The organism is Nostoc sp. FACHB-110, from assembly GCF_014697425.1.
Lineage (GTDB): Bacteria > Cyanobacteriota > Cyanobacteriia > Cyanobacteriales > Nostocaceae > Nostoc_B.
The window spans coordinates 212,730-236,456 of the sequence record NZ_JACJRU010000002.1 but is presented as its reverse complement, the minus strand read 5'-3'; the positions used below and the strand labels follow the sequence as shown (position 1 = coordinate 236,456).

The following is a 23,727-nucleotide window of genomic DNA, read 5'->3' as shown; positions in this document are numbered from 1 at the left end:
TGTTGTACTAGTTATTCATCTGCTACTCGCACAGAATACATACTAAATTCTGCCTCCTGACTCCTGTATTCTATTTCGATAACCTAAATAGGTCGATGCTTTGTAAAAACATATCCAGGAAAAATTTCACGCAAATATCTGCATTAATGAGGCAATCTTTAGCAGTATTCAATATAAAATATGATTACTTTTTTAGTTACTACTTTACCTTTTTCGTTTCTATATTAATTGTTGGTTATTGTTTACCGATAGTTGCATCTGAGCAGCAACCAAACCCAGGAGAAAATTTAGAATTACTCCAAACTCATCTTACACAAAATGATATCAAAATTATTGAACGATTAGTAACTATTGCCGAGCGTAATTCTTCTGAAGTACTAGATGCAAAATCAGCTACTGGATGGCGTGCTTTTCAGGACGTTGTATCTATAGAATTATCTCCTTCTTTAACTACTACAAATTACAACGCGCTTGAGCATACATCTGAAGAAAGAGAAAATAGTTTGTATTTAAGCATTACCCTTGACCCCATCAAGTTAATTAGTGCTTTTGAACAAAAACCAATATTCCAAGCTCGTTTAAATGAAGCTAAACAACAAAAAAGACTAACGGTTATTCGCCAATATTTGGCTTATATCCAGGCTCGTCAAGCTGTGCAAATCGCAGCTTATAGAATGCAAAATTTTACTAATAATGAGCAGATAGCAAGTCTTAATGCTCAAACTCCTGAAAAGCTCCAAAGTCTTGCTAATGTTGAGTATGTAGCAGCAGCAACCGAAATGCTTAATAGTAATGCACGAGAACAAATAGCTTTGGAAGAATTAGCGGCTTGTGTCGGTTTATCGACATCAGCCATGATGAATATTATGAATAACAACTAATTGAAAATACAGCATATTTCAACTAATTCAAGTATAAAATTTAATCCTTAAAGCTAGGTATAGGGCCTATTTTTATTCTCTGGGGATTCTCTATACCTATATTACCTTGTAAGCCGCCTGTGTGTATTAGGAGAATGCGATCGCCTTTACTAAAAAATCCCTGCTTTAATAAATCTATCACGCCATAAAACATTTTGGCAGTGTATACATAATCTAACGATACACCATGTGCTTGTTGAAATTGCTGGCTAAAATTTAGTAATTCATTGTTTACCTTGGCATAACCACCAAAGTGATAATCACAAATTAATTCCCACGCACACGCAGGTTGATTTGGTACAGGTAAATCAGCATCTAAATAATTTTGCAATAGAGTGGCAATTTCTTGTTTGAGAAATTCACCATGTTTGAGAACAGGAAAAGCGATTGCTCTTTGTTTTTGAGTGAGTGACAGTAAAATTCCCGCAAAAGTAGTACCAGTTCCACAAGCAACGCAAACAACGTCAAAATCCTCTGCTTGTTGAAGTATTTCTGTACAACCAAGCACACCATTTAAGTTACATCCACCCTCAGGAATAATAAATACATCACCAAAACGTTCACGCAAATCTGCTTGTAATTTTTGAGTGTGGCGTTGTCTGTAAGTTGTTCGGTCAAGATACACCAGTTGCATACCTTGTTGGACAGCAAAACTCAAAGTTGAATTCAATGGACTTGTCTGTTCACCACGGATGACACCAATTGTCTTAAATCCAAATAGTTTACTTGCGGCGGCGGTGGCAAAGATGTGATTAGAATAAGCACCGCCAAATGTCAGCAATGTTGTGAAATGTTTTTCTTGCGCCTCCAACAGATTGTATTTCAGCTTATACCACTTATTACCGTTAACCCACGGGTGCATGAGGTCGAGACGTAGCACAGATAGTTTGACCCCAGCATTTTGAGTAATGTTGTTATCAATTTGCTGTGTTGGGGGGGGAAGAAAAATTGAGGTCATGAAGACTTATATACCAATCTTATTTGATTTATAAACTAGTTGTGGAAGTGGGGGTACGTTTTTTAACCAATTATTTAGTCCTGCTATATTTTATCTCAACTGTTTTAATTAATCAGCATAAACATAATGATAAACATTGATTCATTGCAATGGTAAAGCAAGCTTAATAATAAATAAATCTTTCTGATGATTGGCTTTAGAAATTGGCATTTTACCAAATCAAGATAACAGTCCAATATAGGAGTAAGCAGATTCGCTCCAGATAAATTTATTTTTGGAGAAACCCAATGGTTACACTTACAGAAAATACTTCAATTCTTTCTAATCCATCACGTTTAACTATCCAAACTATTGAAATTGCCACACAAACTACGGCTATTCGTTGCCTTGATTGGGACAGAGAGCGTTTTGATGTCGAATTTGGGTTACGTAATGGCACAACATATAATTCTTTTTTAATTCAAGGTGAAAAAATTGCTTTAATTGACACTTCACACCGTAAGTTCGAGCAATTGTACTTGGAGATATTAATAGGATTAATTGAGCCAACAAATATAGATTATTTAATTATCAGTCACACAGAACCAGACCACAGTGGATTAGTCAAAGATATCTTGCGATTAGCACCAGATATTACTGTTGTGGGTGCAAAGGTGGCGATTCAATTTTTGGAGAATATGGTTCACCAGCCATTTAAATCGATTACAGTAAAAAGTGGCGATCGCTTAGATTTAGGTCATGGGCATGAGTTAGAATTTATCTCGGCTCCTAACCTCCACTGGCCAGATACAATCTTTACTTACGACCACAAAACAGGTACTCTCTTCACCTGTGATGTATTTGGGATGCACTATTGTGATGACCATACATTCGATGAAAATTTAGACATCATCGAAGAAGATTTTCATTATTACTATGACTGCTTAATGGGGCCAAATGCTCGCTCTGTTTTAGCCGCTTTAAAACGTATCGAAAAGTTAGAAATTTCTACAGTTGCTACAGGTCACGGGCCATTATTAAAGCATCATCTTGCCGAATGGCTAGACCGCTATCAAACTTGGAGTTTAGAACAAACAAAAACAGAGCAATTTGTTGCTTTATTTTATACAGAAGATTACGGTTACAGTGAGACTATAGCGCGTTACATTGCACATGGTATTACTAGAACTGAAGTAGTAGTTGAATTAGTTCCTTTAAATAACACTGAACCGCAAGAAATCCGAGAATTAGTCTCACAAGCTGCGGGTTTAGCTATCGGAATGCCACCACAATCTGCTATAGCCGCACAAACAGCATTGAATACCATATTAGCTGCGGCTCATCATAAACAAGCGATTGGTTTATTTGAGTCAGGTGGTGGTGAAGATGAACCAGTGTATCCTTTACGTAACAAGTTTCAAGAGATTGGATTAACAGAAGCCTTTCCCCCAATTTTAATTAAAGAAACTCCCTCCAGAGCCACAGAACAATTGTGTGATGAAGCCGGAACAGATATCGGATTATGGTTAAACCGCGATCGCACCATTAAACAAATCAAATCCATCAACACTGATTTAGAAAAAGCCCTTGGACGCATTAGCACAGGCTTATATATTATCACCGCCAAAAAAGCCGAAATCCAAAGTGCCATGTTTGCTTCTTGGGTGACACAAGCCAGCGTCAGTCCTTTAGGAGTCGCCATTGCGGTAGCGAAAGAACGCGCCATTGAATCTTTAATGCACATAGGCGATCGCTTTATTTTAAACGTCCTAGAAGAAGGAAACTACCAAAGCTATATGAAACACTTCCTCAAGCGTTTTCCGCCAGGAGGCGATCGCTTTGCAGGGATCAAAACCTATCCAGCTAGCAATGATTGTCCCATTCTGGCTGACGCTTTAGCTTACATGGAATGTGAAATCACCAGCCGCATGGATTGTGGCGATCATTGGGTGATTTATAGCACCGTCCAAACCGGAAGAGTCGCCAAAATCAATGCACTCACCGCCGTTCATCACCGCAAAATTGGTAATCACTACTAAATAAAGTATGAAGTGTGAAGTATGAAGTCTCAAATGCAAGATTTCATTTAGCGTTACTAATTAATAAAATCTCGTTTCATTTACCTCAATCATTAATTTAATAACGCTCTTCACACTTCACACTTCATACTTCACACTTCACACTTCACACTTCACACTTCATACTTCATACTTCACACTTCCTATGTTTAAGCCTGTTGATAATAACCCAGTTACCATTTACGAAGTTAATCGCATTCGGATTGTGCGCAGCCTGGAGATGATTCAAGATGTGATTGTAATTTCTCTGTGTATTGGCTTATTTAGCTTCATGGCAATTCAAGTGAGAGATATGTTTCTCTCTTTGCTTCCTCCTCTCAACTTCCAAGTTGTCACCGCCGATATTTTGTTTTTGTTGATTTTAGTTGAGTTGTTCCGACTATTGATTATTTACTTACAAGAACAACGCATATCTATTGGGGTAGCGGTAGAAGTTTCAATTGTATCTGCCTTGCGCGAAGTAATTGTTAAAGGTGTACTCGAAACTAATTGGACTCAAGTTTTAGCGACTTGTGCCTTCTTATTAGTTTTAGGAATTCTTTTAATCGTCCGAGTCTGGCTACCACCGACATTTGAAGGGATCGATCCCGAACAAAAAATCTCTTTATTCTACAAAAAAAATCGCCCACATCAAAATTTAACCCAGACAAATAGTTATCAAGAGTGACAGGTTTTTTACTTGCTCATAGCCTTTTTGCAAATGTCTAGAATGACTTAGAAATTAGTATTCTCAATCCAAAATTGGTAGAGGTTATTATGTCAATTGCTACTATCACACCCAGTCGGCCTAGAGATGTTCAGATTGCCGAAATTGGACAAGATACAATCATTTTGCGATCGCGTACTTGGGAAAGGCTGAAATTTGAAGTTGAATATTCCCGTCAAAAAGGCACTACAGCTAATTCTTATTTAATTCAAGCCGATAAAAAAGCTTTAATTGACCCTCCTGGTGAATCTTTTACCGAAATCTACATTCACGAATTAAAACAACATCTAGATTTAACAACGCTAGATTACATCATTCTCAACCACGTCAACCCCAACCGCCGCGCCACACTCAAAGTATTGTTGTCTTATGCACCACAAGCGACAGTAATTTGTTCTCGTCCAGCGGCCAATGCTTTAAAATCAACCTTCCCCGAATGGGACTCACACATTCAAGCCGTACGTTCCGAAGATACTCTAGATTTGGGACAGGGACATCATCTATCATTTATGACTGTACCAACGCCCCGTTGGGCAGATGGACTCTGTACTTACGATCCTGCCAGCAAAATTCTCTACACAGACAAATTTTTTGGCGCACATATCTGCGAAGACACCCTTTTTGATGAAGACTGGAAAAAGTTAGATGCAGAACGCCGTTACTATTTTGAGTGTATTCATGCAGCCCAAGCCAAACAAGTTGAAGTTGCTTTAGATAAATTAACAGCTTTAAACGCAAGATATTATGCACCAGCACATGGCCCGGTTGTGCGTTATAGCCTGAGTCGTTTTACCTACGATTATCGCCAATGGTGTCAAGGGCAAAAATCCCAAGAATTTAGCGTTGCTTTGCTGTATGCTTCGGCCTATGGGAATACGGCAATTGTCGCAAATGCGATCGCTCAAGGATTAATTCAAAATGGCGTTAATGTAGAATCAATTGACTGCGAACTAGCAGACACGGCCCAAATCACTCGCCTTATCGAAGCTTGCGATGGCTTTATTATCGGTTCCCCCACCTTAGGTGGTCATGCACCCACCCAAATTCAAACCGCCTTGGGGATAGTGCTGTCAACAGCCGCCAAAACCAAATTAGCAGGTGTTTTTGGTTCCTACGGCTGGAGTGGTGAAGCTATTGATTTATTAGAAAGCAAACTCCAAGATGCCAATTATAGTTTAGGGTTTGAAACAATTCGGGTACGCTTTAGCCCTACTGCTGAGACCTTGCAACAGTGTAAAGATGCAGGTGCTAACTTTGCCCAAACTTTGAAAAAAAATAAAAAACTCCGTGTTCCCCGCCAAGTTATTACAGAAGCACACGTAGACCGTACCGAACAAGCGGTAGGACGAATAGTTGGTTCGTTGTGTGTTGTCACGACGCTTGAGCAAAATACCCATAAAGGCATCTTAACTTCTTGGGTATCACAAGCTACTTTTAACCCACCAGGAATTATGATGGCGATTTCCCAAGAGCAAAATGCTGATTTAATGCGTCATCCTGGTGATAAATTCGTACTGAATATTCTCAAAGAAGGCAGAAATGTACGCCGCTACTTTTCTCGCAACAGCACTTTAGGCGATAACCCATTTGCTAATCTCTCTACCCAAACTGCTGCTAATGGTTGTTTGATTTTGGATGACGCATTAGCCTATTTAGAATGCACTGTACAGAATCAACTCGAATGTGGCGATCGATGGTTGATTTATGCAGTAGTAGATAAAGGAGAAATGCTAACCAATGATGGAATAACCGCTATTGAACATCGCAAATCTGGTAGTTTTTATTAAAAAACTGACAGAGGCCTGGTATTTCTCACCAACTATGAGAAATACCAGGCCTTTTGGTTTCATTATGAGCTTGACGAGAAAAAAGGATTATGAGCGTCTGCCTGAAATGAGCGAAGCAGCCATATATGCTGTTATGACTAGAATTATGCTACGTCGTCTTGTCTCCTAAAGATTTACTTTATAAATAGGACTTACGCAAAATATCTCTCAAACTCTCATTTCTCCGTGAACTCTGCGCCGACCGAAGTTTGCTCAACGGAGGGAACCTCCGCACGCAACTTCTCTCTGTGGTAGCCTGCGGCAAGCCGCTATCGCGTCTACGATTTTCCGTAGCTTGTGCGTAAGTCCTGATAAATAATCTCTGATTTCTTTGAATCGATTAATGTTTTAAGACCTCATTCAGAATAACAAGAAAAAATAGCTAACTTCCTAACCGCAATCGATCGCAAAATCGCAACCCTCACCCGCCAAATCGACCAAACCGAAAAATTCAAAAAAGGCTGACTCCAAAAACTGTTTATTTAAAAAAAGGGAACAAGGAATAAAATAAAAATATTACCCATTACCTAATAGAAAGTATAGAGATTTAAGCAATGCTGAACTTGCAAATCACCAAAGAACAAGTATTTAGTTTAATTGAACAATTATCTGGGGCAGAACAACAGGAGATTTTGCAATATCTGAGTCAAAAACTCCATAGTCAACCAATTGATAGTCAATCTAATCCTGATCATGCTTCAGAGCATCCCATTAACCAACTCTCAGGGAAAATTACAGCTTTTCAAGGAGTTAATGCTTTAGCTTGGCAAGAGCAAATTCGGAGTGAAGCAATTGTCCAAAATCAGCGAAGTACAGGTTCTTTCTTTGTCAACGAAAAGTTAGTTAGGGGATAGCGAATAAAATCAAAGTATTACCAATTACCCAAAAATGATCACAGCTAAAGACAAACCCACAAACTTAACCCCCGAAGAATACTTTGCTTGGGAAGAACAGCAACTAGAAAAACACGAACTGATCAACGGTCAAGTTTATCCTATGGGTATCTATGCCATGACTGGTGGTAGCAAAAACCATAGCTTACTTGCTGCCAAATTGATCACATTGTTTAGTAATCATTTAGAAGGGAGTGGCTGCGAAACTGCAACTTCAGACCTACGAATTAATATTGTTGGCACAAATAACTACACCTACCCAGATGTCAGCGTCACCTGCGATGATCGCGACAAAACCACCACCCAATATATTACCTACCCCTGCTTAATCGTCGAAGTCCTCTCCGCCAGCACCGAAGCCTACGACAGAGGCGGCAAATTCCGAATGTACCGCCAAAACCCAGCCTTAATTGATTACCTACTAGTCAGTTCCACTAGCATCGAAATCGACCTATATCACAAAAACGACGCAGGCGACTGGTTGATTATCAACTACAAACCAGGCGACACAATCGAACTCAAAAGCATTAACTTCAAATTTCCCATTGAACAAGTCTATCGCGGTTTAACCCTTGAACCAGAAAATAGGGAATAGAATCAAAGCATTATCCATTACCCATTCCCTTCTACCTATCTTCAAAATAATCGCCTAGCATTTTTACGGAATTTAGGCTAAAAAGTTTGTATTCTCTCAAATAAACTGCCACGCCCAAACCGCCAGCTATGGAATTAAATCTCCGCTTCCCAGAGAATAATCAAGTCATTGTAACATTTGATGGGCAAGAAACTGAGAGGCTGGATTTTGCCTCACCGTTAAGTGCAGCAGACAGAGAAGAGATTCGCTGGTACTTAGAAACTTATGCGGCACGTTACACCACGGATGTAGACGATAAACGGGCGGAAGGGATAGCAAAAAAATTCCGGCAATGGGGCGAAGCTTTATTTAATGCAGTTTTTCAAAATCGGACTGCTCAACGGCTGTTTAATTATTTTCAAGATGAAAATCAACCAGGACGCTTATTAACAATCAGCGCCAGTCATCCAGCAATTTTATCGCTGCCTTGGGAATTGTTATGCGACCCAGAAGGTACTTATTTGTTTCACGAAAATCCCCGGATTTCAATTCGTCGCCGCTTGGCTGGTGCAGGGGGTGGACGCAGACCGTTTAAAGTGCAAGTCAAAGACCGATTGCGGTTATTATTTGTTATCAGTCGTCCCAGTGATGCGGGATTTATTGACCCCCGTGGTGAAGCAATGGCAGTTTTGAACGCCATTCAACAAGCAGCAGCAGGACGGGTTGAGGTAGAATTTTTGCGTCCAGCCACCTTGGATAATTTAGTAGCGCGGTTAGAAGACTCGCGCCAACCCCCTGTTGATATTGTGCATTTTGACGGTCATGGGGTATTTGATTTAGATGGGCGTTTCCAAGAACAGGCTAAACATAGCGATCCGGTGGGACTAACTAAAGGCGGGAATGAGAACGGCGGCAATATAGGTTATTTGTTATTTGAAGATAAAGAAGGGAAAAAAGCCCTGATTACTGCCGAAACCTTGGGTGATATGCTGAATCGGCAAAAAGTGGGGTTAATTGTTTTATCTGCTTGTCAGTCGGCGGCGATGGGTGGCGAAGATGGAGAAGATGCAATGGGTAGTGTAGCCGCTAGGTTAACCCATGCAGGTATTCCCACAGTCTTGGCAATGACTTATTCCGTATTAGTGACAACTACCCAACAACTGTTTGCTAAATTTTATCAGGGTTTAGTATCTGGTGCTGGTATGGGTGAAGCATTAGATAATGCGCGACGAGATTTGTATCTCAACCAACAACGGGGAGAACGGCAACGGGGTGAGGAACGGGTGCAGTTAAAATTGCAAGATTGGTTTTTACCTGCCTTGTATCAAGCGGCTGGGGATACGCCGTTATTGCAGCAAGACTTGAACAACCAAGAAAGCGGCGAATCACCAAAATGGGGAAACTTGCCGGATTTACAAGAAGCTGGATTCTTCGGTCGTAGCCGGGAATTGTGGCAGATAGAAAGATGGTTTGTCCAGGAAACGCGCCGCCTCACAGTATCGGGTTTTGGTGGACAGGGAAAAACCTACCTTGTCCAGGAAGCAGGACGCTGGTTACACCGCACGGGGATGTTTGAGAAAGTCTGTTTTGTTGATTATGCCGCTTTTGGTGGTGTGGATGCTGTAGGCTGGGCAATTAGCACCCTGGCGACAGTGTTAGAAGAGAGTTTAATTGATGGGGCGGCGGCAACTCAGGCGTTGCGTAAGCAAGCCACATTGCTGATTTTAGATAACTTAGAAACCTTGCCCCCAGAACCTTTACGGGAACTGTTAACCGTGGCAAAACATTGGTCTGAGGTTGGGGAATGTCGGGTATTACTCACCACGCGCACACCAGATTTTCACCATCCCGATTATCCCACAGAAGGCAGTCGCAAACATATCTCCTTATCTTTGCGAGGTTTGGGACAAGAAGATGCCCTAGCGTATTTCCAGAGTTTGATTAAACTGCCGCCAGCACCCAAATTTGACCCACCGCAACACGACGTGTTGTTGAGATTATTTGAACTGGTCGATTTTCATCCCCTGTCGATTGGTTTGTTAGCGAGACAATTGAAAACCCGCCGTCCGGCAGAGTTGGGACAACGCTTAGAAGCTTTGGTTGCCCAAACACCAAATAATCCCCTATTAGCATCGTTGAATTTATCTTTAGAACGGTTGGATGCTGAAGCAATGCAGTTGTTGCTTCGCTTAGGCGTGTTTCAGGGTGGGGCATTAGAAGTTATCTTGCTGGATATTACAGAAATTTCTGAGTCACAGTGGCAAACTTTACGCCCCGCATTAGAAACTACTGGGTTAATTCAAGTTGATGGGTCTTTTCTCAAATTTCACCCCACCTTAGCCCCTGCCTTGTGGTCGCGCTTATCCCCAGAAGCACAGACAGAACTGCTTGCCCGTTATCAAGAGCGGTATTATGAAGTTTCTCGCTATTTGTATTTTGAAGATAGCAAAAACCCTCATTTTGCCCGTGCCATTGCCCAACGGGAATTACCGAATTTACTTTATGCAGTTGATGGGGCGTTGAATGCAGTTGCAGAATGGGCAGTAGACTTTGTTGACAACGTAAACAGATTTCTTTATATCTTTGGACTTAACCGCGATCGCACTAGACTAAATCAACGGATTGCTCAGTTAATTGGGGAAGTAGGTTCTGATACATGGTTTCTCAGCCGTACGAGTTCAGGCGAGCAATTATTCGATACAGGTCGCTATCAACAAGCAGCGCAGGTGTTTAGTGAGATACTGGCAGAGTTGGGTGAACAACCAAGTTATAACTATTGTGTTACTCTGGTTAGGCTGGGGCGGTGCTTGAGGTTTCAAAGACAAACAGCACAAGCAGCACAAATCCACCGTCAGGGGTTGGTAGTGGCGCAGCAGTTGGAACAGTCTGATGGTGTTAAGCAACTGATGGGAACGTTGCAGACTTACTTGGCAGATGCGCTGATGTTGATGGGGAATTATGGTGAGGCACGCATTGCTTATGAAGCAGGATTAGCTATTAATAAAAAACTTGGCAACCTTCGTGAGGCTGCGGTATCAAATTTTCAACTCGGAATTCTAGCCATGCTGCAAGGCAACCTCCCAGAAGCAGAACGGCGTTACCGAGAAGTACTGACTACTTTCCAGCAACTCAACGAACCAGCACCAGAAGCTACGGCTTGGCATCAACTGGGTAGGGTGTACGAAGAAGGCAAGCAGTGGGACGCTGCGGAAGATGCCTACCGAACATCAGCACAAATTAAAGAATCTCTAGGAAATCTAGCAGATGCAGCAGGTACTTGGTCTCAATTAGGCAACCTAAATTACTTTGTTGGCAAACTGGGAGAGGCAGAGGCTTGGTATCGCAAGGCTTTGAAGCAATTTCAAAAATTAGAAAATCAAGCAAGTGCATCTCAAGTATTAAATAACCTCGCTGCCATACTACAAAACCAACCCCACCGCCTCAGCGAAGCCCGACAATTGGCAGAAGAAGCATTAGCTATCAAGCAAACCTTAGACCCGGCTGCGGCTGAGATTTGGAAAATCTATGACACCTTGGCAAATATTGCCGACAAGCAAAGCAACACCACCCAAGCTAAAGAATATCGTCGCCAAGCAAGGCAAGCAAAAGCGGCGTTTGCGGGGACACAGTATGAGTTGCGGCAATATGGGCAGTTTATTGCACAGGTAGTAGATGCTGTGGATGATGCAGAAGAGAGGGAACAGTTAGAAATTGAGATGGAAAATTTTGCAGAAGTTTGGCAAAATCTCGTTGCTGCCATCCGTCGTATCTTAGCCGGCGAGCGAGATGAGAATATACTGTGCGAGCCGTTAGATTCGGAAGCTTCTATGATTATCTCCGCTATCCTGCGGGGTATTGCTGACCCTCAATTCCTTGAGGCGTTGTTGGCAGAGTGATATTAAAATCAAGGGGTTTAGTTTTTCGTTGCTCCTTCCTCTCCTTGCAGGAGAGGGAGGCTGGGTGGGTGAGGTCTGTCGAATTCACGTCAACTGAACGTGAAACCCGCTTGTTGGCAAGGTACTGCCCTCACCCCCAGCCCCTCTCCCAAGCGGAGAGGGGAGCCAAAAATTCTTTTTCCCCTTCTCCTTGTGGGAGAAGTGGTTAGGGGATGAGGGCTTGAGCAATTGTATGTAAAACTAATTCGATATCATTAAATATTTGCTCATTACTAAAGCGAATCACAGTAAAATCATGAGAACGTAACCAGTTTTCTCTGATATAATCTTCAGTCTGCTGATTTGCATGAATACTACCATCTACTTCGATAATTAGTAATTTTTCGTGACAATAAAAATCAACGATATATCTATCAATATTATGTTGCCTGCGAAATTTTTTATTTAATAAACGTCGATTCTTTAAACATTCCCACAATATTTTTTCTGCTGGTGTTTGTTGTTTTCTTAATTCACGGGCGCGTTCTAATAATACATCGGGAATTTGTCGGTTTTTACCTGCTAATTTCGCAATTTCTGCCCTCACCCCTAGCCCTTCTCCCTTTGGGAGAAGGGAATAAGAGTTATTTTCATCTTTTTGTTGATTCTCTTGTTCTTGTTCTTGTTCTTTACTCCCTCTCCCTTGGGGAGAGGGTTGGGGTGAGGGTCTTTTTTTCATAATGAAATAAACTCATCTTATCCTTGATTAACCTTATATTTCCCCTTTTTCACCCTAGCATTAAAAGTTAGGTTGGGCGTAACGCAGTGAAACCCAACATTTTCAGGATTTTGTTGGGTTACGCTCCCAGCCCAGCTAGTAGCCAAATATCTTGGTGCGTTACGGCTTACGCCTAACGCACGCTACGAAGAATAATCCTCACAAAAAGCCTTCAATCCAATGTGAATAATAGTCACCGTGACAGCAACAACTAAAGGAGATAGCACATCACCCGAAAAACCCATCGTTACCAACACTGCACCCAAACGTTCCACAGCATCCTTATTATCCAAATCGCCCCATTTCTTCCACTGCTTATTCAGCATTCCCCCCTCTTGGCATAAATCACTTTTAGCCGCTCGTCCAAATTTATGCAAAAAACTTTTAGGTTCTTGTTGTGCCAGTTTTGTAATTGCTGCGGTTTGTTTTACGAGCAATTTTTCATCTGAAATTTTATCCTCTCCTTGTTTTTGCTCTGAATCTTGGGCATAGCGCAGTTCTGTTAACTGGCGGTCAATTTCCGCAGAGAGGGCAGTAATTTCTTCGGGGGTAAAGATGCTGTTCATTTTGAGTTTCGCTTGTTTTAAAACATTTTATGTGCCAATAGAGACTGTTTTCGCCTCAACAATAGCGAGAAGTTGCTCTTGCACAAATAAAGTTTAGAGAGATTGTCCTTAGCCTTAATGCTCAGGGTGTCTATCCAACAGAAGCTCGCGTTTGTGAATTAATTACAAATCCAGGATGTTTTAGATATAAACAAATCCGCGCTGCTTTTAATGATGCACGACGTGAGTTTGGTTTATAAGCTGTTATAGTTTTACCTATACCCTTCCAAGCTGGAACCATAACTTTGCCGGATTCTATTAGAACCATAAGTTTGCCATTACAGCAAACTTATGGGTAAAGTCACAAAATTTGCTATTCATGCAAGTTGTAGGAAAAATGGGTAGTACTGGACTCGAACCAGTGACATCCTGCTTGTAAGGCAGGCGCTCTACCAACTGAGCTAACCACCCGCTTGAGCTTTTTGTTTGCGCTCACAATTAAACAATATAGCAAAATATTTTTAATCGCGCTAGTATTTTTGAGAAAAAAATTTGAAGTATTTTTGAGAACTCCTAAATGCCCTCTGGCCGGACACACGATCGCATTACTCTTTGGGCTTTGCCATTAGTGGCGGGTGTGACTTTTTGGCAGACACACAGTAGCAGTGTGACTTTGATGGTCAGTGGCGGGTTTATGTTTGGCGGTTTGATGTTTGGCCCAGATTTGGATATTTACTCCCGCCAATACCAACGCTGGGGTTTCTTACGCTGGATTTGGCTACCTTATCAAAAAAGCCTCCGCCATCGTTCTTTTTTATCGCATGGGCCGATTATTGGTACGACGTTGCGGGTGTTATACCTTTCATGCTTGTTGGGACTGAGTGCTTTTGTTGGGGTGCTAATTATTGAAAGGCTGGGAAATACGGCTGTTAATTGGCAAGCTTTGGGAAAAAATATTGAGCGATGGCTGGTCAGTTATAGCCCGGAATTTCTGGCTTTGTTTTTGGGGTTGGAACTAGGAGCAATGAGTCATTCTCTGAGCGATTGGGGTGGCTCTTTTTACAAAAAAGTGCAAAAGCAGGGAGTTCGGAGTTTATTCACTACGAGCAAAGCTAAAAAACGCAAGGTTTCTAGGTCTAATCGTCAAACTAAGCCAAAAACCAGCAGACGTACACCAAAGTCAAAGCCATAATTTTATTTTTTACCTTCACAACTTCCTCAAATTGTTCTTTTACATTAAAGATGTGATTAAAAAATAGCAAGTGCTATTTTTTATGGGCTGACTCATTTTTTACTTGCTTTTCTGGGAAGAATTATTTGACCTAATTATCTTCAATATCCACTCACAATGCCTAAAAACAAAAATTATTTTTTAAATAACATTATTATTTTCTGGAGGTTTATTCATCAGCCACTTTTTAGCCAAACGACTTTCTTAAATCCTTTAAAGTTTTGGCAAATTTACCAAATACGACAGCAATTAGAGCAAACATGGGATTATGACACAATTCAGTTTTTAGAGAAATGTTGTAATTGCGAAATAATTACCCTGTTAGAGAGATGTCTAGAGATAGAAAATGAGGCTAACTAATAGTTAAGTTGAGCCGCCCCATAAATTTTTACCATCAAAAAGAATTTAGGAGAATAATTTATGTCTATTACAAAAATATTCCAAGCAACTATAGATAGGTCAGCCCAAGTGCTGAACTATGTTTCAGATGCAGTCAGTAGGATTTTTGGCCCCAAAGATGATAACTATCCAGCTACGGGAGTTCAACCATTTGAAGGCGATATTACTGATAGTAAACATAAACATTAAAATTACATGGGCGACTTCGTTAGCCGCCCATACTAAAGTAAGGCGGCAAACATGATCACTGTTAGAAAAATTAACGATGAGTTAGCTATCTCCGGACAAATTACCGCAGATCAGTTAACACAAGTATCTGAAGATGGTTATAAATCCGTACTCAATCTGCGATCGCCGGAAGAAAGAGGCTTCTTAAAAAATGAACAAGAAAAAGTCGAATTTTTGGGCTTACAGTATATAAATTTTCCTACCAACCTGGATGAAATTAATCATCAAGTAGCACTTAAGGTGTTTCAAATTATTAATCAATCATCGAAACCGACTTTAATACATTGTGATGATTCCATTCGTTCGGCAGCAATAGTACTGTTATATATTGCGACGAAACAAGGTATTGCTTTTGAAAAAGCATTCCAACAAACTATAAATTTAGGCTTGATTACGTCTCATTGTTAAACATATTTATTTTGCAGCATATTTTTTATATCCATTTTATAAAAGCACCATTATTCATTGGTGAGATTTTCTTAACACAATTTAATTAAAAGAGGCGTTAAAAAATGACTAGAACTCTTGTTAATATCACAATCCCAGTTGTCATTAAAAAGCTGGAGAATATTTTAGAAACTTATCCTCATCATCCTTATCATGAAGCTCTGGCAAACCCTGATGTGAGACAAACGCTAATTGCTTATATTTTAAGCAGAATTCCCAATCAATATATTACCCTAGATGAGGAAGCAAAACCAGATTTATTGTGTTCAGATTCTTTATGTCGTTCTTTAGAATCTACATCACGGATAGATATAGAATCTATCATTCATAAAGGCATCGAAAAAGTGGTATCCGAGCAAGTAGAAAATATTCATCGCTACATTCCCGAAGTGGTTGATCCAGCTACAGTTGCATCTCATTGGTTTGGCTAAAATCAGCAAGCCTAGCAAGCAAAAAATAGGGAACAAGCGCATCTTCCATTTTGCTTGTTCCCCATTGACATAAAAAAATGTTTTTTTAATCCACAGATGGCAGAGTTTAATGATATGTAATTTACCATCCTATCAATTAGTGTAAATTACTAATGTTACAATATTACATTTGTTTTTTATGTACTACCTTGCTAACCACAAATTTGATATTGCCTCAATTAGCGTTAGCAGCACCCCCAATAGATATATTACCTTTAGCTCAATTGCGATCGCCATCTCCATCTCTAACTCCTAAACTAGCTTTAGAACGATTATTTACGAGCGAAAAAATACAGCCAGAATGGTTTACAACAGATTTTTTAAGACAAGTTCCAATTGCTCAAATCACACAGGTAATTAGTGGATTAAAAAGCCAATTGGGAAAATATCAAAAAGTTCAAAACAGTGGACAAGATTTTTTGGTTGTTTTTCATCAAGCTTCTGTACCCAGTAAAATCGCACTGAACGGCAAGGGGCAGATAGCAGGTTTGCTGTTTCAACCACCACAAGCTAAAGTCATTGATTTAAAAACCGCAACCGCACAATTTCAAGCTCTACCAGGAAAAGTCAGTTTTTTAGTTCAAGAAAACACAAAAGTTAAAGCAACACTAAATTCACAAACACCCTTAGCCGTAGGTTCTGCATTTAAACTAGCTGTTTTAAAAGTTCTAAAATCAGAAATTGCTGCTGGTAAACGAACATGGAAAGATGTCGTTCAACTACAACCAAATTGGAAGAGTTTACCTTCGGGAATGCTACAAACATGGCCAGATGGTGCATATTTAACAGTGCAAACCCTGGCATCTTTAATGATTTCTCTGAGTGATAATACAGCCACAGATGTATTAATTAATTTACTAGGAAGAGAGCAGATTGAATTAATTTCACCTCGGAATCGTCCCTTTTTAACTACGCGTGAATTATTTATTTTAAAAGGTTTGTGGAATCGCAAATTATTGCAGCTTTATCAGAATAGTAATGAAACGCAACGTCGCGCTATACTTCAAGAATTAATAGCCAAGCCGCTGCCTGATGTTAGGGAATTTGAGGGAACTAACCCAGTTGCTCTAGATGTAGAATGGTTGTTTACAGCAGAAGAACTTTGCGGATTAATACAACAAGTTGCTGACTTACCATTAATGAGCATTAATCCAGGGGTTGCTAACCCTCAAGATTGGCGAAAAGTAGCTTTTAAAGGAGGTTCTGAGCCTGGAGTGCTAAATTTAACAACTTGGTTAGAAGCAAAAAACGGCAAGAATTACTGTGTAGTTGCAACTTGGAATAACAGCAAAGCATCCCTAGAAGAATCAAAGTTTACGAGCTTATATAGTGGTGTAATTGCTAATTTAGCTACGGCTAAATAACATTCTTGAAACTAGAAGCTAGAGAAATTTTCTTATATTCGGTTGTAGATTTCCACCAGCGTAGTAGTGAAAAATTCACCAATATTCATCTCTAGCTTTTACTCAAATTTGTCAATCACACTTTTAATAAAATAATTTAAACCGTGCTAACTGAGCTTCTAGAAATTTAGTCAGAATTTTATTTAAGTCTGTACTATTTTTAAATTGCAAAATTTGTTGTTTAGGTAAGTCAAAAGGAATTTGCCCTTCTAAATCAGGACGCTGCATATTGGCTAACAAAATTTGTTCAGAGCGTTTACTTTGAATTGCATAACCAATTTCTATGCAGACATTAGGGCTAGGAATTAATTGTGGTGTTTCTTGACCGTCAACACTGGCAATGGGTGTAGTATCTGCAATAAATAACAGACTTTTACGGATTTTTCGCATCAAAGTGCGACTTAATCTCATAGGCCCATCTTTAGGTCTATGGGATTCTACCAATGTTAAAGGCAAGCGCGATCGCATATTTAATTTCTCTAAACTGTTTTGCAAGCCTTCACGCAGAGCTTCACTTGCTGCTGCATACTCAGTTTGATAGCAGAAAAAAATTGTTGGCTCTAATTGCGCTAACAATGCTTGTTTTGTGAAATAAATTTCATGACTAATTAAGTCAATGTTAGCTACACAATAACCACCGCTACCTTCTACATAAAATTCAATATTTTCTCCTTCTAGATAGCGACCAAACCAAACTGATTTTTTTATCTCGTCGCTATCTTCTAAAAAGTCAGCCCGCAAAGCCGACCTCAGCAAACTTTTTTTACTAAGGCGAATATCTGGTGGGCGTTTTTCCAATTCTGTGATTGGCTCATAATCTTGAAGATACCATGCTCTGAGCGCAATAATTGACATAATCAGGCGCTGTTTATTTGTCTCTGTTATTTAACTGTCTATTTAACTTTATACAAGCTTACACTGATTCAGCCAAACACAACAACACCCAAACATCTACTAGCTGTAATCACTTCCTCCTCTTGTTTATTTTAGCCAGGGATGTAATCTATATTCACCACTCGAAACAAGTAATGATTAACTACAGCACCCCCTGATTTTCAATATTTGAGGAAATATCAGCGTTCGCGTTGGGTGTTGTTGGTTTTGAACGAGAAAGATTGTGAACTCAACAGCGTTTTAACTCTTTTCTACATTGCACATCTAGCTGTTTTATCTGCCAGGGAAGCTTAGTAGCTTCACTCAAATATTTTCCAGCTGATTCTCTACTGTAAATAAATTTTCTGATTCTACACAAAAACTCTCTTGGGCTGATTTTGTTTCTACAGCATTTTCTGTTCGTGATAATTTTATAGGAATCTCAATCCAAAATTCTGTACCTCTTCCTAGCTCAGAGACACATTCCATCATCCCACCATGCTTTTCAACAATAATTTGGTAACTGATTGCTAAACCTAGTCCTGTACCTTTACCTACTGACTTAGTGGTAAAGAATGGATCAAAAATTCGCTTTTTGACTTCTTCTGTCATTCCTGGGCCGTTGTCAGCTATGCGAACCAACATCCGCGATGTATCAGTAGCCAGCCTAGTAGAAATGCAAATTTGTGGTGCAGGTAATTTTGGATAATTTTCTTCGCCTAACTTTCCTTGGTCTTCCAAAGCATCAATAGCATTGGTAATAATATTCATAAAGACTTGATTTATTTGTCCGGCATAACATTCTACCAATGGTAATTTGCCATAGTCTCTAATGATTTCAATGCCTGTAAAATTGCTACTGGCCTTAAGGCGATGTTGCAAGATTAATAGTGTATTGTCTATGCCTTCATGCAAGTCAACAGGTTTATTTTCTGCCTCATCTAAACGCGAAAAGTTACGTAAAGACAGCACAATGGAACGGATACGTTCGGCTCCAACTTGCATCGAGGAAATAATTTTTGGTAAATCTTCAGCTAAAAATTCTAAATCAACTTCTTGTGTAATTGTTGTGATTTCATGGTGAGGTTGAGGATAGTGCAATTGATAAAGACGAATCACAGCCAGCATATCTTGAGTATACTTACTGGCATAATGTAGGTTGCCATAGATAAAGTTAACGGGGTTATTGATTTCGTGAGCTACACCTGCAACTAATTGTCCTAAGCTGGACATTTTCTCTGTTTGAATTAATTGTGTTTGTGTTTCTTGTAGTTCTAACAAAGCTTGCTCTAGTTGCGTAGCTTTAGCTGTGGCTGTAGCTTCAGCAATACAACTTTGTTCATAAAGTTGCGCCTGTTGAATAGCAATAGCAGCTTGGTTTGCTAATTGCTGTAATAAATTAATTTCTGCATCTTGCCAATCTCTACAAGCATCACACTGATGAACAATTAATAAACCCCAAACTTGCAAACTGATATTGATTGGCACAATTAAGTTTGCCTTGACTTGGATACTCTCTAAAAATTCTTGATGACAGCAACTTAGTCCAGATGTAGCTACGTCACTAATTGCTTTAACTCTACCTTTAAAATAAAGCTCAACATAATCTTCAGGCAAACATCCGACTGGTGTTTCTATCCCCAAGGTTGATAACCAGTGACCATGAATATCTTCAACAATAACTTTGCCATTCATTGCACTAGTTTTTTGAAAAATTAGCGCTCTATCCGAATGGAGTAAAGAACGAACTTCATAGACAATAGTTTGTAATGTAGTTTTTAAGTCTAACGACCGACGAATTTGGTCGGAAACTTGTTTGATAATTTTAGTAAATAATAATGATTTTTCTAATTCTGCTGTTTTCTCTTCAACTCGCTGTTCTAAATTGGCATTGAGCAGTTGAACTTCTTGGTACATTTGTTGCTGCTGAATCGCCATCGAAAAGCTGTAAGATAAGGCTTGTGCTAAAGAAATTTCTTCTGGTTTCCACTCAACAGATTGCCCTCTTTTTTCCTCTCGCCATGCTTCAAAGGAAATCTGGGGTAACTGTTGTTGAGAATTTTGCTCACGTTTGCCAGCCCACAAAATTTCCGTATCGAATTCTGGACGAAAAACACTTAATACACCAATAAATTGTTGGCGGTAATATAGGGGCATAATTAACAGCCCCCGAATCGGTGTTAAGCGAAATGCAGACGCTAATACGCGCAAATGTGATTCTTGATAAAGGTTGGTAGTTGTCCAGATATGCCCTTGTTTGCATTCATCCATCCATTTTTGCCAGACTGGATGCTGTTCTATGATGCCAGTCTCTAAATAAGGCATTTTTGGTTGGTTGCCAGAAAAAAATAGTTCTTTTGTCTGTTCAATGTAAAGTCTGCCACCAATGCCATTTAAAGCTGTGACAGTTTCTTCTAAAGCTGCTTGTAATTCGAGTTTAGGTAATTTATGTAATAAGGTAGTAACTCGATTAATGGTTTCTTCTCGCTTTTGTCTAGCAAGTGTTTGAGTATATAAGTTACTTTGCGCTATCGCAATTGCTAATTGATCGACAACTTGCTGAACTAATTCTAGTTCTGCTAGCGATATTTCTCGGGATTTACTATGGTGAGATACTAATAATCCCCATAGCGAAGGCTGGATAGTTTCACCTTGCACTTCACTATGTAAAATCGGAATTACTAGTGAAGATTGTACCCCTAATGCTTTTAAATATTGAATATGGCAAGGATCTACTTCTCGATAGTAAATATCTTCTGTATCTAAAAGTTGTTGATTTTCTTGTAATTCTAAAAAAGATAAACCGATTTTATTAGTCGATACATCGACAATTGTACGTTGCCTGGCTAATAGCAACATTTTTCTAGTTTCTGCAGGAATATCTGCGGCTGGAAAGTGTAAACCTAATAAAGATGGTAAATTTTGCTGGTTAATAGATTCGGCAATAACTTCACCACTACCATCGGCATCAAACCGATATACCATTATTCTGTCTGTGGCTAAAAATAAACGGATTTCGGCAACGGTGGCTGCTAAAATTTCTTTCAGTTCAAGCGATCGTCTTATGCGTTTGGTGATGCGATATAATAGTCCTTCTTTATCAAAGACTGGCTGCGAACCGCTTGAGGTATTAATATATGCCATTGCCTAGTAAACCTATCCAAAAATAATTAAACTTTTTGAAAACTCCTGCTAATTAAAAGTCGCCATTTCTATCCCAGAATTTTTAATAGTTAAAAATCATATTTATATTCAATTAATATTATACTTTCTCCCGGATGATGTATTCGGTAAAATTATGCAAATCCACTAAATCCAAAGTTTTTTCTATTATTTCAATAATTATTTATATTGTTTTAATCTTTAATTAAATTGCATCCGTAAATATAACTAAGTAATTCTCAAAATTTGCGTATTTTAGGGAATGTTGCCATTCCCCGATCAGTGTTAATAATGCTTTAGGTGTAACTATTCTTTTAGGCAATCACTGGTAATTACTGAGTAAAGGTACAGTTGGCAAATTTCTTCCCGCACACTCATCAAAATCTGTCCAAGGTGATTTTGTCCTGTTTTGTCTTGACCACAACCCCAAAAGTAGTCAGTAGGAGAGTTCTCCACAATCATTTCCTTACCTGTAGCCAGGAGAATTTCTCTAATGTCAGCATGAGTCAGGAACTTTTTGAGTACAGCTTCTCGCATTACCTGAGTTTTCACCAAATCCCAATCTGAGCGGAGTGTACGTGTGCTACAGCGTCCTAAAGCGGCGGCTTCTTCTGGGGTGGCAGCAGCCTGAATTGTCGGGATGATTGCTGCGTCAAAACTATTAACAAACTTTTGGGCTTGATAATAATGTTCAACGGTTGACCAATAAGTGCCGTAGATTTGGATTGGGTGAGGAGAAAAGTTGGAAAAACAACCGTAAGGCTGCCAAACCTTGTAAAAGTAAATGGTCATTTCAAAATTTCTCTTTATATATATATTTCAGGGTAACTGAAACTTTCATAGATTTTTAAAACCCTTCATACTAATGAAGGGTTAAGCATCAGGTTGATGAAATCTTACAAAGTTCAGCAAATAGTAAGTTTGTAACTTTACTCATTAACTTACCTTGGATATGTTTACCGCCTAGCAGCTTCTCACCTTGTTCAGTGACGTTAGCTTTGAGCGAGTCACGGTAGTTAATCAATTCCTTAGTCAGTTCATTGTCTGGTAGTCGGCCAATTTCTACCCCAATAAGAATGTATTGCCACAGGCTGATTCTACATAGTGACGAACCGCTAGCCTTTTCCACAAGACCATCACCGGACTGCTCAAGAGTTGTACCCATACCCAGCCGCATTTTAAAAGTATCGCGGCTGCGGTTGCGTTTGATTCGTTTGGTTTCTCCAGCAATTCGCTTCACAATGGTTTCGCCATTTTTACGATCGCGCTCGGTTTTTTTGACCTCCCGCACTTCGTACTCAATGACAGGCCTGCCATCAACGCCGAGGAATGACTCAAACGGGTAAATCCTGGTGAGTAAACGCGCGCGCACTCGTAACCCAAAACCAAATTTATCAAACACGCTCATGTAAGGTGCAAAGGCTGAGTGGTTTAGCATTTCTCTAATTTGAGCTTCTAGGTGCTGCTCATAAAGTGAGATGTCACACATCCATCCTGCGTGTAGTTCCAATATTGGATCAATCCCAATTCCGTAATCACGGGCAATGGATATTTTATAGCGATTTTCTATCCTGGTTTTTCCGGCGGGTGAAATTTCTAACCTATTGGCTAACCAAGCCCAAAGCGGTGGGAGTAACCCTGGCTTGTTAGATACACTCCTTGTGTGTGCCATCTCTGGGAACTGCCAAGCCAACAGCTGACGGGCATAATTCACAATTGGCGACTGAACACGATTAAGGTGTTCGAGTTGCTGGCAGAGGTCGCGTAGTTGATCTATGGGTTCCGGTCGGTGCATGAGAAAATATCTCATGTTTAATTCACCATTCTCCAGCCTGTGGTCTGGGTCGTGACCATAAGCGGCCATAGCGAGTGCATCAGCCGGGTCACTTTTATTAGGTAAATTTTTGCCCCCGCGATAACGTCGCAATTCAACGTGACCTACCCAAAGAATTTTGATTTCTAACTTTTTAAGAATGGAAGCCCACAGTCTAGAATAATGGTTTCCTGTTGGCTCCATAATTGCGTAATCTGGCTTTATTTGGGTTATATATTCAGCAAAATCAAAAGCTGATTTTTGTTTTTTTCTAACATCTGGATTGGAATAAAAAGCCGGATATAAGCTTGATGCTTTATTCCTGGTTTTGTTCCAATAAGCCTGTAATCCACCCTTTGGGTATTGTGATAAAATATGAGTCGTGATGCTATTTTTACTAACATCAATTCCCAAAATTGTTGATTGAATTGTCATGGTTCTGCGATAAAAGTAAGGTGAATTATCAGGACTGGCATCCTTTGGTAAACCCGAACTATAAAGCGCACGAATCACCCTAACGCCCCACATATAAGGGGCGCGATTCAGGAGTAAACGCATTCGGGGAATTA

Annotated in this window: 20 protein-coding genes, 1 tRNA gene and 1 pseudogene; 13 read left to right on the top strand and 9 right to left on the bottom strand. The window is 39.8% G+C overall.

The window, feature by feature from the left end:
* Positions 1 to 146: 146 nt before the first annotated feature.
* Positions 147 to 881 carry a hypothetical protein gene (locus tag H6G69_RS03495; protein WP_190681639.1) on the top strand — a complete coding sequence of 245 codons (735 nt, stop codon included), beginning with the start codon at positions 147 to 149 and terminating at the stop codon, positions 879 to 881.
* 40 nt (positions 882 to 921) lie between these two features.
* Here H6G69_RS03495 and H6G69_RS03490 read toward each other — a convergent pair whose 3' ends face one another.
* A complete protein-coding gene (locus H6G69_RS03490; RefSeq protein WP_190681637.1) occupies positions 922 to 1,878 on the bottom strand; it encodes a 1-aminocyclopropane-1-carboxylate deaminase/D-cysteine desulfhydrase in 957 nt (318 codons plus the stop codon).
* A gap of 287 nt (positions 1,879 to 2,165) precedes the next feature.
* On the opposite strand from H6G69_RS03490, the gene H6G69_RS03485 reads away from it, so the two are divergent.
* The 7 genes and pseudogenes from H6G69_RS03485 to H6G69_RS03455 all read left to right on the top strand — a co-directional run bounded on the left by H6G69_RS03485 (position 2,166) and on the right by H6G69_RS03455 (position 11,830).
* Positions 2,166 to 3,896, top strand: a complete 1,731-nt coding sequence (locus H6G69_RS03485; RefSeq protein WP_190681633.1) for a diflavin flavoprotein — start codon at positions 2,166 to 2,168, stop codon at positions 3,894 to 3,896.
* A gap of 184 nt (positions 3,897 to 4,080) precedes the next feature.
* Entirely contained in the window at positions 4,081 to 4,602 is a 522-nt protein-coding gene (locus H6G69_RS03480; RefSeq protein WP_190681630.1) for a phosphate-starvation-inducible PsiE family protein, read from the top strand.
* A gap of 89 nt (positions 4,603 to 4,691) precedes the next feature.
* On the top strand, positions 4,692 to 6,428 hold the full coding sequence (locus H6G69_RS03475) for a diflavin flavoprotein (RefSeq protein WP_190681627.1): 1,737 nt from the start codon (positions 4,692 to 4,694) through the stop codon (positions 6,426 to 6,428).
* A gap of 76 nt (positions 6,429 to 6,504) precedes the next feature.
* Positions 6,505 to 6,597, top strand: a pseudogene (locus H6G69_RS03470) (IS5/IS1182 family transposase); the annotation flags it as partial.
* Positions 6,598 to 7,021: 424 nt separating this feature from the next.
* Positions 7,022 to 7,321, top strand: coding sequence for a hypothetical protein (locus H6G69_RS03465; protein ID WP_190681624.1), 300 nt, complete (start codon positions 7,022 to 7,024; stop codon positions 7,319 to 7,321).
* A gap of 34 nt (positions 7,322 to 7,355) precedes the next feature.
* A complete protein-coding gene (locus H6G69_RS03460; protein ID WP_190681621.1) occupies positions 7,356 to 7,955 on the top strand; it encodes a Uma2 family endonuclease in 600 nt (199 codons plus the stop codon).
* 128 nt (positions 7,956 to 8,083) lie between these two features.
* Positions 8,084 to 11,830: a CHAT domain-containing protein gene (locus tag H6G69_RS03455; protein WP_190681618.1), complete on the top strand. Its 3,747-nt coding sequence runs from the start codon at positions 8,084 to 8,086 to the stop codon at positions 11,828 to 11,830.
* A 205-nt stretch (positions 11,831 to 12,035) separates the two neighbouring features.
* On the opposite strand, the gene H6G69_RS03450 is transcribed toward H6G69_RS03455, so the two are convergent.
* From H6G69_RS03450 to H6G69_RS03435, 4 genes are all read right to left on the bottom strand, one after another.
* Positions 12,036 to 12,548, bottom strand: coding sequence for an endonuclease domain-containing protein (locus H6G69_RS03450; protein ID WP_199335699.1), 513 nt, complete (start codon positions 12,546 to 12,548; stop codon positions 12,036 to 12,038).
* Between the two features lie 182 nt (positions 12,549 to 12,730).
* The gene (locus H6G69_RS03445) at positions 12,731 to 13,153 is read right to left on the bottom strand and encodes a hypothetical protein (RefSeq protein ID WP_190681615.1); all 423 of its coding nucleotides are present in this window, start codon (positions 13,151 to 13,153) and stop codon (positions 12,731 to 12,733) included.
* A 130-nt stretch (positions 13,154 to 13,283) separates the two neighbouring features.
* Entirely contained in the window at positions 13,284 to 13,460 is a 177-nt protein-coding gene (locus tag H6G69_RS03440) for a hypothetical protein (protein WP_190681611.1), read from the bottom strand.
* A gap of 70 nt (positions 13,461 to 13,530) precedes the next feature.
* Positions 13,531 to 13,603: transfer RNA gene (locus H6G69_RS03435), tRNA-Val, on the bottom strand.
* Positions 13,604 to 13,709: 106 nt separating this feature from the next.
* Here H6G69_RS03435 and H6G69_RS03430 point away from each other — a divergent pair.
* The 5 genes from H6G69_RS03430 to H6G69_RS03410 all read left to right on the top strand — a co-directional run bounded on the left by H6G69_RS03430 (position 13,710) and on the right by H6G69_RS03410 (position 17,271).
* Entirely contained in the window at positions 13,710 to 14,324 is a 615-nt protein-coding gene (locus H6G69_RS03430) for a metal-binding protein (protein ID WP_190681609.1), read from the top strand.
* A gap of 459 nt (positions 14,325 to 14,783) precedes the next feature.
* Positions 14,784 to 14,951 (top strand): hypothetical protein, encoded by a 168-nt coding sequence (locus H6G69_RS03425; protein WP_190681607.1) that lies wholly within the window; start codon positions 14,784 to 14,786, stop codon positions 14,949 to 14,951.
* A 51-nt stretch (positions 14,952 to 15,002) separates the two neighbouring features.
* Positions 15,003 to 15,398: a beta-lactamase hydrolase domain-containing protein gene (locus tag H6G69_RS03420; RefSeq protein ID WP_190681605.1), complete on the top strand. Its 396-nt coding sequence runs from the start codon at positions 15,003 to 15,005 to the stop codon at positions 15,396 to 15,398.
* Positions 15,399 to 15,502: 104 nt separating this feature from the next.
* A complete protein-coding gene (locus H6G69_RS03415) occupies positions 15,503 to 15,868 on the top strand; it encodes a hypothetical protein (protein WP_190681603.1) in 366 nt (121 codons plus the stop codon).
* 152 nt (positions 15,869 to 16,020) lie between these two features.
* Positions 16,021 to 17,271: a serine hydrolase gene (locus H6G69_RS03410; protein WP_190681601.1), complete on the top strand. Its 1,251-nt coding sequence runs from the start codon at positions 16,021 to 16,023 to the stop codon at positions 17,269 to 17,271.
* Between the two features lie 123 nt (positions 17,272 to 17,394).
* Here H6G69_RS03410 and H6G69_RS03405 read toward each other — a convergent pair whose 3' ends face one another.
* The 4 genes from H6G69_RS03405 to H6G69_RS03390 all read right to left on the bottom strand — a co-directional run bounded on the left by H6G69_RS03405 (position 17,395) and on the right by H6G69_RS03390 (position 23,716).
* Positions 17,395 to 18,165 carry a hypothetical protein gene (locus H6G69_RS03405; RefSeq protein WP_190681599.1) on the bottom strand — a complete coding sequence of 257 codons (771 nt, stop codon included), beginning with the start codon at positions 18,163 to 18,165 and terminating at the stop codon, positions 17,395 to 17,397.
* 342 nt (positions 18,166 to 18,507) lie between these two features.
* The gene (locus tag H6G69_RS03400) at positions 18,508 to 21,327 is read right to left on the bottom strand and encodes a GAF domain-containing protein (protein WP_190681597.1); all 2,820 of its coding nucleotides are present in this window, start codon (positions 21,325 to 21,327) and stop codon (positions 18,508 to 18,510) included.
* A gap of 324 nt (positions 21,328 to 21,651) precedes the next feature.
* Positions 21,652 to 22,137, bottom strand: a complete 486-nt coding sequence (locus H6G69_RS03395) for an NADAR family protein (protein WP_190681596.1) — start codon at positions 22,135 to 22,137, stop codon at positions 21,652 to 21,654.
* Between the two features lie 88 nt (positions 22,138 to 22,225).
* Complete coding sequence (locus tag H6G69_RS03390; RefSeq protein ID WP_242071962.1) at positions 22,226 to 23,716, bottom strand: transposase; 1,491 nt, start codon at positions 23,714 to 23,716, stop codon at positions 22,226 to 22,228.
* Positions 23,717 to 23,727 lie beyond the last annotated feature (11 nt).

What these genes read in the sequence shown, in the direction of transcription:
- H6G69_RS03495 (WP_190681639.1), top strand. Translation starts at nt 147, where the DNA reads ATGAGGCAATCTTTAGCAGTATTCAATATAAAATATGATTACTTTTTT.
- H6G69_RS03490 (WP_190681637.1), bottom strand. Translation starts at nt 1,878, where the DNA reads ATGACCTCAATTTTTCTTCCCCCCCCAACACAGCAAATTGATAACAAC.
- H6G69_RS03485 (WP_190681633.1), top strand. Translation starts at nt 2,166, where the DNA reads ATGGTTACACTTACAGAAAATACTTCAATTCTTTCTAATCCATCACGT.
- H6G69_RS03480 (WP_190681630.1), top strand. Translation starts at nt 4,081, where the DNA reads ATGTTTAAGCCTGTTGATAATAACCCAGTTACCATTTACGAAGTTAAT.
- H6G69_RS03475 (WP_190681627.1), top strand. Translation starts at nt 4,692, where the DNA reads ATGTCAATTGCTACTATCACACCCAGTCGGCCTAGAGATGTTCAGATT.
- H6G69_RS03465 (WP_190681624.1), top strand. Translation starts at nt 7,022, where the DNA reads ATGCTGAACTTGCAAATCACCAAAGAACAAGTATTTAGTTTAATTGAA.
- H6G69_RS03460 (WP_190681621.1), top strand. Translation starts at nt 7,356, where the DNA reads ATGATCACAGCTAAAGACAAACCCACAAACTTAACCCCCGAAGAATAC.
- H6G69_RS03455 (WP_190681618.1), top strand. Translation starts at nt 8,084, where the DNA reads ATGGAATTAAATCTCCGCTTCCCAGAGAATAATCAAGTCATTGTAACA.
- H6G69_RS03450 (WP_199335699.1), bottom strand. Translation starts at nt 12,548, where the DNA reads ATGAAAAAAAGACCCTCACCCCAACCCTCTCCCCAAGGGAGAGGGAGT.
- H6G69_RS03445 (WP_190681615.1), bottom strand. Translation starts at nt 13,153, where the DNA reads ATGAACAGCATCTTTACCCCCGAAGAAATTACTGCCCTCTCTGCGGAA.
- H6G69_RS03440 (WP_190681611.1), bottom strand. Translation starts at nt 13,460, where the DNA reads ATGGTTCTAATAGAATCCGGCAAAGTTATGGTTCCAGCTTGGAAGGGT.
- H6G69_RS03430 (WP_190681609.1), top strand. Translation starts at nt 13,710, where the DNA reads ATGCCCTCTGGCCGGACACACGATCGCATTACTCTTTGGGCTTTGCCA.
- H6G69_RS03425 (WP_190681607.1), top strand. Translation starts at nt 14,784, where the DNA reads ATGTCTATTACAAAAATATTCCAAGCAACTATAGATAGGTCAGCCCAA.
- H6G69_RS03420 (WP_190681605.1), top strand. Translation starts at nt 15,003, where the DNA reads ATGATCACTGTTAGAAAAATTAACGATGAGTTAGCTATCTCCGGACAA.
- H6G69_RS03415 (WP_190681603.1), top strand. Translation starts at nt 15,503, where the DNA reads ATGACTAGAACTCTTGTTAATATCACAATCCCAGTTGTCATTAAAAAG.
- H6G69_RS03410 (WP_190681601.1), top strand. Translation starts at nt 16,021, where the DNA reads ATGTTACAATATTACATTTGTTTTTTATGTACTACCTTGCTAACCACA.
- H6G69_RS03405 (WP_190681599.1), bottom strand. Translation starts at nt 18,165, where the DNA reads ATGTCAATTATTGCGCTCAGAGCATGGTATCTTCAAGATTATGAGCCA.
- H6G69_RS03400 (WP_190681597.1), bottom strand. Translation starts at nt 21,327, where the DNA reads ATGGCATATATTAATACCTCAAGCGGTTCGCAGCCAGTCTTTGATAAA.
- H6G69_RS03395 (WP_190681596.1), bottom strand. Translation starts at nt 22,137, where the DNA reads ATGACCATTTACTTTTACAAGGTTTGGCAGCCTTACGGTTGTTTTTCC.
- H6G69_RS03390 (WP_242071962.1), bottom strand. Translation starts at nt 23,716, where the DNA reads ATGCGTTTACTCCTGAATCGCGCCCCTTATATGTGGGGCGTTAGGGTG.